The following is a 14,200-nucleotide window of genomic DNA, read 5'->3' on the forward strand; positions in this document are numbered from 1 at the left end:
TGCTCTACATTCACAACACTTTCATAATTAGAAAGTACTCGACATACGCTGTGAAAAAAGGAGAAGATCGTTGTCTACTTATAATCGGACGGCTGCTGTTGATTATGCAAATAGATGGTGGGACAGCTTTAATCCTGAATATCCGGTATTCCGGGATGACTGTACAAATTTTATTTCCCAATGTTTACGTGCTGGAGGGGCACCAATGCGAGGAGCGCCGAATCGGGGGCAAGGCTGGTGGATGATCGGGCAACCGGAGCGCTGGAGTTATAGCTGGTCTGTTGCACACTCCCTTCGCTGGTATTTGGAAACATCCACACAAGGCCTTCGCGCGACAAGGGTAAACTCGGCAAGTGAACTGCAGCTGGGGGATATTATTTTTTACGATTTTACGGGGGACGGCCGTATCGATCACAGCACAATTGTGACGCGTATCAAGCAGGGGGTACCATATGTGAATGCTCATACCTCGAACAGCATTGACCGCCTCTATACGTACGAAGACTCCACTGCCTACACGCCGAATATGCAGTATTATTACTTCCATATAGCGGATCAGTTTTGATCGTTCTTATTGTGGGGAGAGCGGTGAAATAAGCGGAGTTTTTCTGCTTTTTAGGGCAGTTACTTTACCGTATTGTGATTGCCTGCCTGATAATGAACTTTTTATATAGAATTCACACCATGTTATATGTTAAATAGAGAGCATTCATGCTAATGTAATAGTAGTAATTGAAGGAGGATTTGGCGATGACTTTATCGGTAAGAGACGCAGTATTGCAACGCCGTTCGATTAAACTATTTAATGGACAGCAAGTTGACAAAAAGGCAGTAATGAAAATTTTGGATGATGCAAAATGGGCACCGAACCACGGCAACCGTCAGCCATGGCGCATTGTAGTAGGTGCAGAGGAGCAGATGCCAAAAGTACATGAACTGCTACGAGACATGGCAGTTCCAAAATGGCAGGAGCTTTCAGAAGATGCACTTGCGATCCAAATGAAAAAATTCACATTGGCCGGTGCATACGCATTTGTGCTTGTGACAGAAGATGTTCGTCAAAAAGAACGATTGGAAGACTATGCGGCAGCCGCTTGCTATTTACAAAATGTGCAGCTACTTGCATGGGAAAAAGGCATCGGTACTTGCTGGAAAACACCGGGCTTCCTAGATAACCCGAAATTCCGTGAAGCATTAAACGCAAAGCCACATGAACGTGTCATTTCAATGTTCCAGTTCGGCTATTACGATAATGTGCCAAATGTAAGAACACGAAAAGAGCTTTCTGAATTCGTAACGGAATTTGGGCAATAATATGATGGAATGCATGAGGAAACGATGATTTTCTTGTGCATTTAGCAAAAGGAGTTGCCGCATCGTGTTGGCAGCTCCTTTAATTATTCCCTGACGAATAATTTGCAAGGATTGATAGCAACCTATTATACAATTCATCTATGAAAGGATGAGATATAAATGAAAAAAGTATTATTTCTGCTCGGGCTTCTATTATTAACAGGGTGTTCGGAGGAAATAGTCGCGTATAATGGGATGCCGCTAAAAATTGCTGTTTTAGGGGAGTTCCAAGATCATTACAATACCAATATAGAAATTGTTGAAATTACATTTGAGGCACTTGAAGAAGTGGTTACGAATCCGGTATTGGAATATGATGCTCTTTTTATTACACCAACTGTATTTGAACAAGCTTCCCAAGATGAATATATTAAAATATATGAGGATGCAATCATTCCTATTGTTTATTATGAAGCAGCGAAAGGGCATTTTGCCTTTACGAAAGAAAACATCACTTACGATACACTGCACTTTCAAAATCTGATAAATGGTTCACATTCAACGCTTTATTTACATAATGAAATTCTAGTAGGTGATGAATTGTCAGAGATAAAATGCGATGTCGATGTTTTTAATTTTTACTTAAACGGTGATCGTTATGATATTATGCTGAAAGAAATTTATGAAAAAATTGAAACGCTAACTTGATATGAGGGAAACAAAAAAAATCCCGTTACAAAGTTTGATCAGCTTTGTAACGGGTTTTCGCTATTTTATATTGCTATTTCTTCTAATTTAGGTGCGCGTTTACGCTGAGAGATCACACCGGAAAGAACCGTCATGAAAAATATGCTGGCAACAGTTACGATAAGACAAGGCACTAGATACTCGCGGTTCATTGAAAGCAGGATATCTGTACGGAACCAATTTTGAAACGGAATACCGCAGCCAAGAAGAGCGGCAAAGAACAGTATTTTCACTCCGACAGGTTTACCTTTCATCTTTTTAATCATTCCATTAATAAAGAGACGCAACATAGCTAACCCAAGTCCGACAAAGGAAAAGATGATCAAATACATCTTGCTGGACTCATCTAAAATAAACGCTTTTCCGATCATAAAAGCAATAATGGCAAGTGAAGCGGCTAAAATTATTTTTGATTTTTTACTCATATATAATTCCTCCTGAAAAGTATTGAACAACTTGTTGATTACTGTGTTTAGTTTAAAATGAATCTTTATATGAAGCAATCAACAGAGTATTTTAAGGTGTTGAGTGGAGAGGAGAAAATACTATTTTGAGTAAATGAATAAACAAACAAAGCGAAAAAACGTTTTTTTCTTCAAGGGGAAAGGGAATTTATTCGACCGAGTGCTATTTTAAAATAAGTTTTGGATAGGTGAGATGGGGAAAAGGTACTTACGAATAATTTAATGGAGGGATGCAAATGTTTTTTGATGAGCCGAAACAGAAAATTGATGTTGCCTATACGAAACAGGAATTGCTAGAGAAACTCCAGGAATTACGTAGACCGGACAATGAATTGGAAGGTACACATATTTATCTTTTAACAAAGGATGTAGACGAATTTCACTCCATCGCACGTGATCAGCAGGTGTCGCTTATCACTACAAATGGTGTCCGCAGTATATTGAAAACAGCATTGACGAAGGAATCGCCAATTGAAGAGAAAATTCGCCGCCTCGGTTTACCTGAAAATAAGCGACTGGAATACGAAAAGATCATTGAAGAGGGCGGAAAACTGCTCATAACAGGTACCGACCCATTTGATGAAGAAGATTGGACAGGCCATACACTCGATGATTGGATTACGAACCGTTCCAATCCATCAAACCTCATTAATAAAGAGGTAATGGATGAACGTCCAGTACCATTTGAACCTGAGAAAAAGTATGAAGCGCTGCCGAATACAACTGTTGCAGGAGATTTTGGCCGGAGCAGTGAGGCGGAAGATCCGGATATTATTCCGTTAAAGGACGATCAGCGTATTGTCCGCGACCCGAATACTAAGGAAATCGGCATTTACCAAGCACCGCATGAAAAACAAAATTAGAAGCAAAGTCAGACTGTTCAATTAGGGCAGTTTGGCTTTTTTTGTGGGGTTGGGGATTTATTAGAACAATTGAATGAGTTATTAGAAGATGTGAGAGGGTTATTAGAAGGTTTGGCGAGGTTATTAGAAGATGGGTTCGATTCAGGGCAAGAAGCCTTCAATTTTTTCCGCATGAGGGGGCAGGAGAAGACGGGAATCGATTTTATTAGAACAGTTGAGCAGGTTATTAGAACAACGCCGATGGATATTAGAAAATGCGCCGAGGATATTTGAACAAAGCGCGGACTTATTAGAACATCTCGGTAATATATTAGAAAACCGGCATTTTATTAGAACAAATAAAATTATATTAGAACATATCAAAGTTTATTAGAAAATCCACCACCCGCCTAAGAAAAACAGATTTTTAAAGGGAATTTCGTCTTTTTGTAGAATATTTTGTATGGATGTGAAAGGGGATAAGGACATGGATAAAGTAGTAGCTTCTGTACAACAGGCGATTCAGGCAATAGACGATGGAGCTGTATTATTAGTAGGGGGATTCGGGTTATGCGGTATTCCGGAAAATCTAATTCAGGCAGTAAAAGATAAAGGTACAAAAAATTTGACGGTTGTCAGCAATAACTGTGGTGTCGATGATTTCGGGCTCGGCGTTCTGTTGCAAGACAAGCAGATTACGAAGATCATCGCTTCGTATGTAGGGGAAAATAAAACATTCGAACAGCAATATTTAAACGGCGAGCTGGAAGTGGAATTGACACCACAGGGCACATTGGCAGAACGCATTCGTGCTGGCGGTGCGGGCATACCAGGATTTTATACGGCAACAGGTGTTGGTACGCCAATCGCAGAGGGAAAAGAGACAAAAGAATTCGACGGCAAAACATACTTGCTTGAACGCGCGATTACTGGGGATTTTGCGCTTGTGAAAGCATGGAAAGCGGATCGTTCCGGAAATCTTGTGTTCCGTAAAACATCGCGCAACTTTAACCCGCTTTGTGCGACAGCAGGTAAAGTGACAATTGTCGAAGTGGAGCAGCTTGTCGAAACAGGCGAACTGGATCCGGACGAAATTCATCTGCCGGGCATTTATGTGCAGCATATCGTCCATAGCGAGTCATTTGAAAAACGCATTGAACGCCGCACTGGAAGGGAGGAAGCATAATGGATGCACGCATGAAAATTATCCGACGCGCAGTGAAGGAAATTCAGGATGGAACCTATGTAAATTTAGGAATCGGCATGCCAACTTTGATCGCTAATGAAATTCCTGAGCATTATAATGTGATGCTGCAGTCAGAAAACGGACTGCTCGGAATCGGGCCGTACCCGACAGAAGCAGAAGTTGATGCAGACTTGATTAATGCCGGGAAGGAAACGGTCACAGCAAAAGTAGGCGCAACCTATTTTGATAGCGCAGAAAGCTTTGCGATGATTCGCGGCGGGCATATTGATCTGGCAATTCTAGGTGGAATGGAAGTTTCTGAAGAGGGTGACTTGGCCAACTGGATGATTCCCGGAAAAGTAGTAAAAGGAATGGGCGGGGCGATGGACTTAGTTGTCGGTGCGAAAAAAGTCATCGTCATTATGGAACATACGAACAAATATGGTGAGTCGAAAGTAAAACGTGAATGCTCACTGCCGTTGACTGGCAAAAGTGTTGTTCACCGGTTAATTACTGATTTGGCGGTCTTTGATTTTCAAGATGGCAAGATGCAGCTGGTGGAGCTTCAGGACGGGGTAACACTAGAGGAAGTACAGGAAAAAACAGAGGCAATTTTTGAAGTGAACCTATAAAGATAATGCGCAAAAAGCAGATTAGCTTTTTGTGCATTTTTTTATATCCTCACAAACGCTTAGTGACTTTTACTCTATAAAAACTTGAAAAGAACAGCGAAACAATGAGTAAATCAATATACACTATTAATGGAAAATTAAAACAATTGCTCTATCTTGGATCCAAATAAATTGATAGATTCCCTCTATATACGATTATAGAATTGATGGATATTCTTAAAGTATGAATTATTATTTTGATAATTTTGAATATTAAAGTGGAGGGGTCTTATGAAAAAGAAAGCATTAGCACTATCCTTAACTGGCATTTTGGCACTGGGAGCTGTTACACCAGCTTCATTAACAGCCTATGCTGTAGGTGAAGGACCGAACTATGGTGGAAATGAATCGATTCAAACGTCAATCCTATATACTTACGATGAAATGGTAAATTATCTTAAAAAGCAAGACGCGAAACAAGATGCTATGCAGCTTGAAGTGATCGGTCAAACTGTAAAAAAACGAGATATTTACATGGCGAAATATATTACGAATCCAAATAACCCGACAATCCTATTTTTGACACAACAGCATGGTAATGAACAATTAACGACAGAAGGTGCATTGGAATTCATCAAACATCTTGGGACAGGTAAAACAAAGGGCGTTCTTGATAAGGTCAATATTCTTATTGTGCCTATGTTAAATGCAGATGGCGCGATGGGAGACGTCGACTTTTCTCTAGATGATTATATTGCTGACGGAGGGCGTAATTTAACACGATACAATGCAGTAGGGGCAGACTTAAATCGTGATCATGTTGATAAAGTGCACCCGGAAACACAGGCTCTTCATAAAAATGTTTTACAAAAGTATGATATTGACTACATGATCGACCTGCATCATCAAGGTACGCAAGCGAGACGAGACGGGAAATTAGTATCGGGATCTATGCTTTATCCTACGAATGATAAAGTAAAACCGGAAGTATTAGAGAAATCGAAAAAGTTGGGCTCTGTTGTATTTAATGCCGTTGATTCTACTGGATGGGGACATTTAGCAAAATATAATGGCGGCAATGGTGAGAATATCGGCCGTAATGGTGCCGCAGTTCAATATGATATTGCTACACTGCTATTTGAAATGCGCGGAATGTCCGATCACTTCAATGAATCGGCAGTTATTGGTCAAAAAAGTAATGGTTATTTAATCAAACAAACGATTACAACACTTGATGCTGCGGTTCAAGCGATAGCAGATCGTTCAATTGAAACTGCAGATATCAGTTTCTGGGATACATTGGATACTCAAAGATAAAAAATATACGAAAAGGAGCAAGAGATTCTTAGTCATGGAATCTTTTGCTCCTTTTCTGTATGAGCTGTTTCGGTAAAAAAACGCCGCCCTTTAGCAGGGAATAAATATAATCCACATTTGGAATAGGATAATCCTCAACTATATAACGATAATCCTCACTTACCTGCAGATAATCCTCAAAAATAAAATTTAATCCTCACTAGCGAGGAAAGCTCAGTACTTACTTTGGATAAGTCTGACACACACGTCCGATTTGTCCATCAGTCAGTCTTACTTTAATGCCATGTGGGTGGGAGCTGCTGTTTGTCAGTAAGTCTTTTACGATACCGCGTGTTGTTTTGCCTGTACGCTGGTCTTGTTTTAGTACGATATCCACTTCCAAGCCTGGATAGACATCGCTTCGGTTTTTGCCGTTCATAGTAAAACGTCCTCTCATTCATAAGTTTCTCTAGTATAGCACGAAACCGAAGTGGACCTGACGTTACTGTCTATTTCGGTAAGTGCTTTAAGAAATTCGCAGACGCAAAACCGAGTACGTCCTGTTCACTGTAATGCTTTAACAGCTCATTAACGAGATTTTGATGCATTCCAGAATGTTCAAGATGAGGGATTTTCGAATCGATTCCATCAAAATCAGATCCAAGTCCGATCAAATGCTTCCCGCCAAGTGAGCAAATATAGTCAATATGACGAATCAAGTCTGTCATGCTTGCCGTGTTTGTACCATTTATAAATTCAGGGTAGTACACAACATGAATCGGGGCATTCTTTTCAATCATCGCTTTAATCTGTGCATCGTTTAAATTACGCTCATGGTTGCAGACAGCCATGGCATTTGAGTGGGAAGCAATTACATAATCGGCATGCTCGATGACATCCCAAAAGCTTCGTTCATGAAGATGAGTAACATCGGTGAACAGCCGGTGCTCATTATTCAGTTTAATGATTTCTTTGCCAAACGATGTAACGCCAATCTGTGATGTACTATGTAAACCGTCTGCAGCTTCGTTTGAATGATTCCATGTAAGCCCGATCGACAACACGCCAAGCTCACGGAATTGATGCCAAAAATCAATATCGCCTCCAAAAAAATCGACGCCTTCAATCGTTAAAAAAGCGCCGGTTTGTCCTGGCTGAAGTTTCTCAAAATCCGTCCACTTTTTAATATGCATAACTTGTTCACTTAGCACTTCTTGCTGGAAATGGGCTATCTGTTTCAAAGCAGCAGCCCGTTTTTCCTCCAATGTTAACGTTGGATAAACAAAAATCGCAAATGCCTGTGCCATTACATTTCCTGCCCGAAGCTTATCTGCATTTACATCAAGCAGACCATCGTTAAACCGGTGGCCGTCCTGCTGCATACGCCATAATGCATCACAATGTAGATCAATTACTGGAAAACTCATCAAAAAACCCCCTCCATTTTGGTAGAAAAAAGGTGAATGACCGCAATCATCCACCTCATCTTAACTTTAATTTCTATGCATGATGGAGCCCTGCAAAAATACCGCCTTTTGCGACAAGCTCTTCATATGTGCCTTGTTCTTCGATACCATTTGGTGTGACAACAAAAATATAGTCCGCATCGCGAATTGTCGCTAATCGGTGTGCAATAATCAATGTCGTACGGTTTTTCGCCAAATCGTTCAACGACTGCTGGATAATTCGTTCAGTCGCTGTATCTAGTGCAGATGTCGCCTCATCCAATATTAAAATTGGCGGGTTTTTCAGGAACATGCGCGCAATCGCCAGACGCTGCTTTTGACCGCCCGATAATTTCAGACCACGTTCACCAATTTCCGTTTCGAAACCGTCCGGTAAATTCTCGATGAACTCTAGCAAGTTTGCCTGCTCGGCAGCTGCTTTAATGTCTTCGAAGCTCGCGCCTAATTTACCATATTCGATATTTTCACGAATAGTACCTGTAAATAAAAATACATCCTGCTGTACTGTTCCGATTTGTTTACGCAGTGACTGCTGTGTTAAATCACGGATATCGTACCCGTCAATTGTAATCGCACCGCCCGTAATATCGTAAAAGCGGGGGATGAGTGCGCTGATCGTCGTTTTCCCGGAACCGGATGGACCGACAAAGGCAACCGTTTTTCCTGCTTCCACTTTAAATGATAGATTGTTCAGTACTTGCTTGCTGTCTGCGTATTTGAAGTCTACGTTTTTAAACTCAATATCACCGTTTAAATGATCGATATCAATCGCATTTGGACGGTCGTTAATTGTCGGCTCCTGGTCAAGCAGATCACAGAAACGTTTAAAACCGGCCATTCCTTTTGGATACATTTCAAGTAATGCACTGATTTTATCGATTGGTCTAATCAATACATTCGTAAATAAAATAAAGCTCGCAAACTCCCCGGCTGTAAGGTTGTCGTTAAATGAAAGCCATGCCCCAACGACAAGAACAAGTAATGTCAGTAAACGAGTTAAAATATAAATGCTTGAATGTGTGCCTGCCATTACTTTGTACGCGTAAATTTTCGCTTTACGGAATAGGGCATTCTGGTCTTTGAAGCGGTTCTTTTCAAATTCTTCATTTGTAAATGATTTCACGACGCGAATACCCGAAAAGCTGTCTTCCACACGGCCGTTGACGTTGGCGATTTCAGTGTACATGACGCTCCAGCCTTTTTTCATTCGTTTATTGCTCCAATACATGACTGCAATTAAAAACGGAACGAAAATCAGGATTATTGTAGCCAAGGTCGCGTTTATATTGAACATAATTGTAAATGCCCCGATAAAGGTCATCATTGCAATGAACAAATCTTCCGGACCATGGTGCGCAAACTCTCCGATATCGAATAAGTCATTCGTAATACGACTCATCAAATGACCTGTTTTCATATTATCGAAAAACGTATAAGGTTGGCGCTGCACATGATTGAACAGCTGCTGGCGCATATCGGTTTCGATATTGACTCCGAGCTTATGACCTAAATAGTTCACGACAAAGTTCATTGCCGTACTTAAAATATACGTCAGTAAAAGAAGCGCACTGATTTTTGTAATCATGCCCCAGTCGTTTGTCGGGAGCAGATCATCGATAAACCATTGCACAGCCATCGGGAACAGCAATTCCAGAACGGCCACAAATACCGCACAAGAAAAGTCGATGATGAACAATCGCTTATGCGGCTTATAATACGTAAAAAATCTTGCTAGCATTTCTAGTCCTTTCTGTTAAACAACTCAAAACTGAGCGCAACCGGTTGTGATAGTAGTGAAAATGAATCTTATTCGGATTATAACATTTTTTGGGAGCTTTTCGAGAGGCGAAATAGTGGGGGATTGAAATTTAATCTTATGGAAGGAGTTAAGGATAATATTATGAAAGTGGCATTTATTTATAAGACATGTTAGTTATGATAAGAAAAAAGAAATGGTACACTAAAAGAAAGCAAAGAAGCGAAGGTGTACGTATGAATTTTTATATTGTAATGCAAGGGCGTACATATGATGAGGCAAAGGAAAAGCAAGTCGTATGGTGCTCAATTTTAGATAATAGTGGACAAACACCACATTCTTGGGAGCGGATGAAGGAAGTTAGGAAGGGCGATGCAATTTTTCACTGTGTGAAAGGGGAAATCGTCGCAATCAGTACCGCTCAGGAAGATTGTGGGGAAGGTGTGAATCCTTTTGATCAATCCGGTGAAGTAGGGCATCAATTCTCAGCGATGTACGAGGAACTACATTTACCCATTTCGATAAAAGAACATTTTGAAGAAATCGAGCCACTGCTGCCGGTCAAGTATTCACCGTTCCAACATAATGGGGACGGCAACCAAGGCTTTTTATATCCTTGTAATGAAATGCTCGCAATCAAGCTGCTTGAGCTTATGAGTGATGCGAATATTTATGAGGAAAATGAAGAACAGCTGGAGTTTGCGATGGGCCTCATTGCGCAAAAAGAACGCAATACGCTCGTGCCTGTATTAATTGAAACAGAAGCGGAAGCAAAGGTAAAAATCCGTAAAGGCCAGCAAAAATTCAGAAAGCAACTAATGCCATTATGGGACAACCAATGTGCACTATGCGGCATTTCGCTACCGGGACTATTACGCGCAAGCCATTCAAAACCATGGAAAGATGCAACAAATGATGAGCGACTCGATCCATACAACGGTATTCTGCTATGTCATAACCATGATGCCTTATACGACCAAGGCTATATCGCATTTGATGGAACAGGAAAAATCCATATTTCTTCGGAGATTGATCAGATGGATTATGTGAAATACGGAATTCATGAGAAAATGCGCGTTGCAAGAGTAGAAGAGCACAAGAAATATTTCAAGTGGCATAAGCGGGAGATATTTAGAGGTAATGAATAATCAATAGAAAAAGCAAGGTGTGATCCAAACTGGACTACACCTTGCTTTATTTTATTCTTCTACTAGGTAGTGGTAGATGTCGTATTGGATTGGTTGCTCCAACACCATTTCCATTGTAACGACGGGATAATATTTTCCTTTATCTAATATTTTTTCTGGTTTTGCAGAGCTTGGGTTTACCGCACAGCGACCAAGATAATAAAAATCTTTCCCTTCACCATTGTCTTTTTTTACAAACAGATAAACGTTTGTTCCATTTTCAACCGAGTGAATAAGAATTTGCATTTCTTTTGATTTATCGATATATCGATTTTTTGTTGAACACCATTTAAATGTATCGTCTGATAAAAATTCATCCATATAATTTGTTTCAAGATCATTTTCATCGTTTTTATGATAATTGACGAAAATAGGGAAATCACCATTTTTCGGACGACCGCCGTTTAATGTTCCTTCCTCGTTTTTTTCCCAATCTAGTAAGCGGCATACTTCACGGCGAGAATACTTTTCATACAGTTTAAAGGGTTCGTTGTTATTGAATTGTTTGTTTTTAACAAAGGCACATTCAAGTAAATCGATGAAGTACTGTTTGAAATTTTCATCTCGAAGTGAAAGTTGTAATTCTTCATTAAACGTATAGTGGGAATTCGATTTCATAATTAAAGGTTTATTTCCGAATTTTTTATTGTCAGCTTCTACGAAAAAGTTTAAGGAAAACACATTTTCAATGCCTGCAATTGTATCTTTCTGAATATAAGCATGGTGAGCTTGTAATGCTGAAAGGTAGCTTTGTTCTGAAATAGACTCTTTTTCTAAAAGAAGTTGCAACAATAAAATTTCATGAATTCTTTTCCCTGATAAAAAATCCTTTCCAATGAATGTTAGGACAGATTTTTCGTAATCGGTAATTGAAGGGATATCTTCTTTCATCTTCATTAAAAAATCATAATAAGTAGGGATGTAGCTAATAATGACTTCGGGATCTAACGAATTTTGTTCAATAAAATCTTTAAGCATTGGGATGTGTCCGATCCGATTTTTGAGCTCAGAATAGCTATCTCTTAACATTTTTAACGTCGATAAATTCGCGTTATTTATCGCATCGAAAATTTGCTTCTTCGCGATTTCCTCAAAGTTAATTGTTGAAACCCCTTGGATATAATCTGTATTTACCGTGTTTCGGCGAACATTATCTTTGTTCATCGACTTATCACCAGATAGGGCGATCGGAATTAAATAGTTATTTTTATAGTTGCCTATAAAATCGATAATCGTCACATATTCTTTTACATTATGTTTCCGTAACCCTCGACCTAGCTGTTGAATAAAGATGATACTAGATTGTGTTTGGCGCAGCATAACAATTTGGTTAATGAAGGGAATATCAATACCTTCGTTAAAAATATCTACCGTCAAAATATATTCGAGCTCACCATTCTCTAATTTAGCAATTGCTTCTTCACGTTCTTCTTGAGAGTGATCTCCAGTCAATGCAGTCGTTTTATAGCCACGCGTATTGAGTAGGTTGGATAGGGTACGGGCTTCTTCCTTCGTACTGCAAAACATTAATCCACGAACGCGATCCCCAGAAAACCCGTAATACGAAATTTTTTCAATAATATGATCTATCCGCTCCCGATGAACTAACTTTTGCAAGTCTGCTGTTTCATCGATAAGCTCACCATCAAGCTCATAGTCCGTCACACCGAAATAGTGGAAAGGGCAGAGCATGTCTTCTTCTAATGCGGCTTGAAGGCGAATTTCATAGGCCACATTATAATCAAAAAGTTCATAGATGTTGAAGTTATCTGTACGTTCTGGTGTCGCCGTCATTCCTAACAAAAATTGAGGTTCAAAGTAATTCATAATTTTTAAATACGATTCCGCACCTGCTCGGTGAACTTCGTCAATTAAAATATAGTCAAAATGATCTTTCGCAAATTGTTGCAAATAAGGGTCACGTGAAATGGTCTGAACCGTTGCAAATAAATATCTCGCATTTAAATCCTTTGAATTACCGGATAAAATCCCATAATCTTCAGGATCACCTAATAAAATATTGCGGAAATCTTGCATCGCCTTTTTCAAAATTTGTTCACGGTGTACGATAAATAACATGCGTTTTGGTGCAGCATTTCGAACATCAAACGCAGATAAATAAGTTTTACCTGTTCCAGTTGCTGAAATGATAAGACCGCGGTTTGCACCACTTTGGCGAAGGAGCTTTAACTGCTCAAGCGCGGCTTTTTGCATTTTATTAGGCTGTATTTTTAAACTCTCTTTTAATGGATTCGTTACATATAAAGGTGGAGAGGCAACTTTATTATTGAATTCTGGCTTCTCATAATTAATTTGATAGTGAGCAATCCACTCTTCACTTAACGGGATCGCACTATTCCATTGCTGTTCAAACTGATTTTTAAAATGATTGATCACCTCGCCATTTTCTAGGGAAGTTAAATAAACATTCCATTCAAAGTTTGCTTTTAGTGCGCTATCCGTTAAATTAGAGCTTCCAACGATTAAGGAATAATGCTGATCATGCTCGAAAATATAGCCTTTTGAGTGAAAGCCTTTCACATCGGTAACACGAACTTCTACATTTGTTAATTTGAGAAGTTCTTTAAACATTTTTGGTTGATTAAAGCTTAAAAAGGTAGATGTTAATATACGACCATGAATGCCCTTTTTCTCCAAGTCATACAACATCGTTTTAATTGTCGCTAATCCACCTTCCGTAATGAATGCCACAGAAAAGGTGAACGTTTTACATGTCTTCATTTCTTGTAAAAGTGTTGAAAGGACATTTTCATGTGCTTTATTGGATAATAATTTCGGTTTAAACTGTGAGGAGACGGCCTTTGATTGATCGATAAAACCTTTATGTAAAGAAGCTTCAAGTTTTTTAACTAACTGCTCCATAAAAGCACCACCTTTAAATTATTTTAATAATTTTTCGACTGCTGGAATATCTGCTGGTGCAAAATCTAGTTCGCTAAGCGATGCACGTTTTACCCATTTCGTATTAGAATGCTCCATAGCAACAGGTGTCCCATTCACAATTTTCGCCATATATGTTTCAAGACGAACGATGAACGTACCATAATCATAAGTAGTGTCCTCAACTTTTTCACCTACTGCAATCTCACAAGTGAATTCTTCTAAAATTTCACGTTTTAATGCTTGCTGTGGTGTTTCATCTTTCTCGATCTTCCCACCTGGAAACTCCCAATAGTTTGGCAATGACATTTGAGGGCTACGTTGTGCACAGTAAATTTCCTGTTTGTCGTTCTCTATAATAGCTCCAACTACGTGTACTTGTTTTTTCAAAATCACTCATTCCAATCTTTAAGTTCATAATTTGATTATATACGAAGGGGGCTACTTTTAA

15 protein-coding genes are annotated in these 14,200 nt (G+C 39.4%); 9 read left to right on the plus strand and 6 right to left on the minus strand.

Annotation, left to right across the window (positions count from 1 at the left end):
• Positions 1–70: 70 nt before the first annotated feature.
• The 3 genes from MKY51_RS01870 to MKY51_RS01880 all read left to right on the plus strand — a co-directional run bounded on the left by MKY51_RS01870 (position 71) and on the right by MKY51_RS01880 (position 2,001).
• Entirely contained in the window at positions 71–565 is a 495-nt protein-coding gene (locus tag MKY51_RS01870; protein WP_339174962.1) for an amidase domain-containing protein, read from the plus strand.
• 185 nt (positions 566–750) lie between these two features.
• Positions 751–1,314 carry a nitroreductase gene (locus MKY51_RS01875; RefSeq protein WP_339174963.1) on the plus strand — a complete coding sequence of 188 codons (564 nt, stop codon included), beginning with the start codon at positions 751–753 and terminating at the stop codon, positions 1,312–1,314.
• Positions 1,315–1,473: 159 nt separating this feature from the next.
• On the plus strand, positions 1,474–2,001 hold the full coding sequence (locus MKY51_RS01880; protein WP_339174964.1) for a hypothetical protein: 528 nt from the start codon (positions 1,474–1,476) through the stop codon (positions 1,999–2,001).
• 65 nt (positions 2,002–2,066) lie between these two features.
• Here the strand turns inward: MKY51_RS01880 and MKY51_RS01885 are convergent, their stop codons facing one another.
• Positions 2,067–2,465, minus strand: a complete 399-nt coding sequence (locus tag MKY51_RS01885; RefSeq protein WP_339174966.1) for an MFS transporter permease — start codon at positions 2,463–2,465, stop codon at positions 2,067–2,069.
• Between the two features lie 275 nt (positions 2,466–2,740).
• Between MKY51_RS01885 and MKY51_RS01890 the strand changes: the two genes are divergently transcribed.
• The 5 genes from MKY51_RS01890 (at position 2,741) to MKY51_RS01910 (ending at position 6,460) form a co-directional block, all read left to right on the plus strand.
• Positions 2,741–3,367, plus strand: a complete 627-nt coding sequence (locus tag MKY51_RS01890; protein ID WP_339174968.1) for a general stress protein — start codon at positions 2,741–2,743, stop codon at positions 3,365–3,367.
• A gap of 69 nt (positions 3,368–3,436) precedes the next feature.
• Complete coding sequence (locus MKY51_RS01895) at positions 3,437–3,640, plus strand: hypothetical protein (protein ID WP_339174969.1); 204 nt, start codon at positions 3,437–3,439, stop codon at positions 3,638–3,640.
• 193 nt (positions 3,641–3,833) lie between these two features.
• Positions 3,834–4,532, plus strand: coding sequence for a CoA transferase subunit A (locus tag MKY51_RS01900; protein ID WP_339174970.1), 699 nt, complete (start codon positions 3,834–3,836; stop codon positions 4,530–4,532).
• Positions 4,529–5,164: a 3-oxoacid CoA-transferase subunit B gene (locus tag MKY51_RS01905; protein ID WP_339176554.1), complete on the plus strand. Its 636-nt coding sequence runs from the start codon at positions 4,529–4,531 to the stop codon at positions 5,162–5,164. The genes MKY51_RS01900 and MKY51_RS01905 overlap by 4 nt, the downstream gene beginning before the upstream one ends.
• A gap of 270 nt (positions 5,165–5,434) precedes the next feature.
• On the plus strand, positions 5,435–6,460 hold the full coding sequence (locus MKY51_RS01910) for a M14 family zinc carboxypeptidase (RefSeq protein WP_339174971.1): 1,026 nt from the start codon (positions 5,435–5,437) through the stop codon (positions 6,458–6,460).
• Positions 6,461–6,680: 220 nt separating this feature from the next.
• Here the strand turns inward: MKY51_RS01910 and MKY51_RS01915 are convergent, their stop codons facing one another.
• From MKY51_RS01915 to MKY51_RS01925, 3 genes are all read right to left on the minus strand, one after another.
• Positions 6,681–6,878 (minus strand): YwbE family protein, encoded by a 198-nt coding sequence (locus MKY51_RS01915; protein ID WP_339174973.1) that lies wholly within the window; start codon positions 6,876–6,878, stop codon positions 6,681–6,683.
• Positions 6,879–6,948: 70 nt separating this feature from the next.
• A complete protein-coding gene (locus tag MKY51_RS01920) occupies positions 6,949–7,866 on the minus strand; it encodes a dipeptidase (protein WP_339174975.1) in 918 nt (305 codons plus the stop codon).
• Positions 7,867–7,939: 73 nt separating this feature from the next.
• Positions 7,940–9,643 (minus strand): ABC transporter ATP-binding protein, encoded by a 1,704-nt coding sequence (locus MKY51_RS01925; RefSeq protein WP_339174977.1) that lies wholly within the window; start codon positions 9,641–9,643, stop codon positions 7,940–7,942.
• Between the two features lie 254 nt (positions 9,644–9,897).
• On the opposite strand from MKY51_RS01925, the gene MKY51_RS01930 reads away from it, so the two are divergent.
• Positions 9,898–10,809: an HNH endonuclease gene (locus MKY51_RS01930; protein ID WP_339174979.1), complete on the plus strand. Its 912-nt coding sequence runs from the start codon at positions 9,898–9,900 to the stop codon at positions 10,807–10,809.
• 51 nt (positions 10,810–10,860) lie between these two features.
• On the opposite strand, the gene MKY51_RS01935 is transcribed toward MKY51_RS01930, so the two are convergent.
• Together MKY51_RS01935 and MKY51_RS01940 are read right to left on the minus strand one after the other, a co-directional pair.
• Positions 10,861–13,731: a DEAD/DEAH box helicase gene (locus tag MKY51_RS01935; protein ID WP_339174981.1), complete on the minus strand. Its 2,871-nt coding sequence runs from the start codon at positions 13,729–13,731 to the stop codon at positions 10,861–10,863.
• Between the two features lie 18 nt (positions 13,732–13,749).
• Complete coding sequence (locus MKY51_RS01940) at positions 13,750–14,139, minus strand: (deoxy)nucleoside triphosphate pyrophosphohydrolase (RefSeq protein ID WP_339174982.1); 390 nt, start codon at positions 14,137–14,139, stop codon at positions 13,750–13,752.
• Positions 14,140–14,200: the final 61 nt, after the last annotated feature.

Origin of the sequence: Solibacillus sp. FSL R5-0691, assembly GCF_037974225.1 — a bacterium.
Classification (GTDB): Bacteria; Bacillota; Bacilli; order Bacillales_A; family Planococcaceae; genus Solibacillus.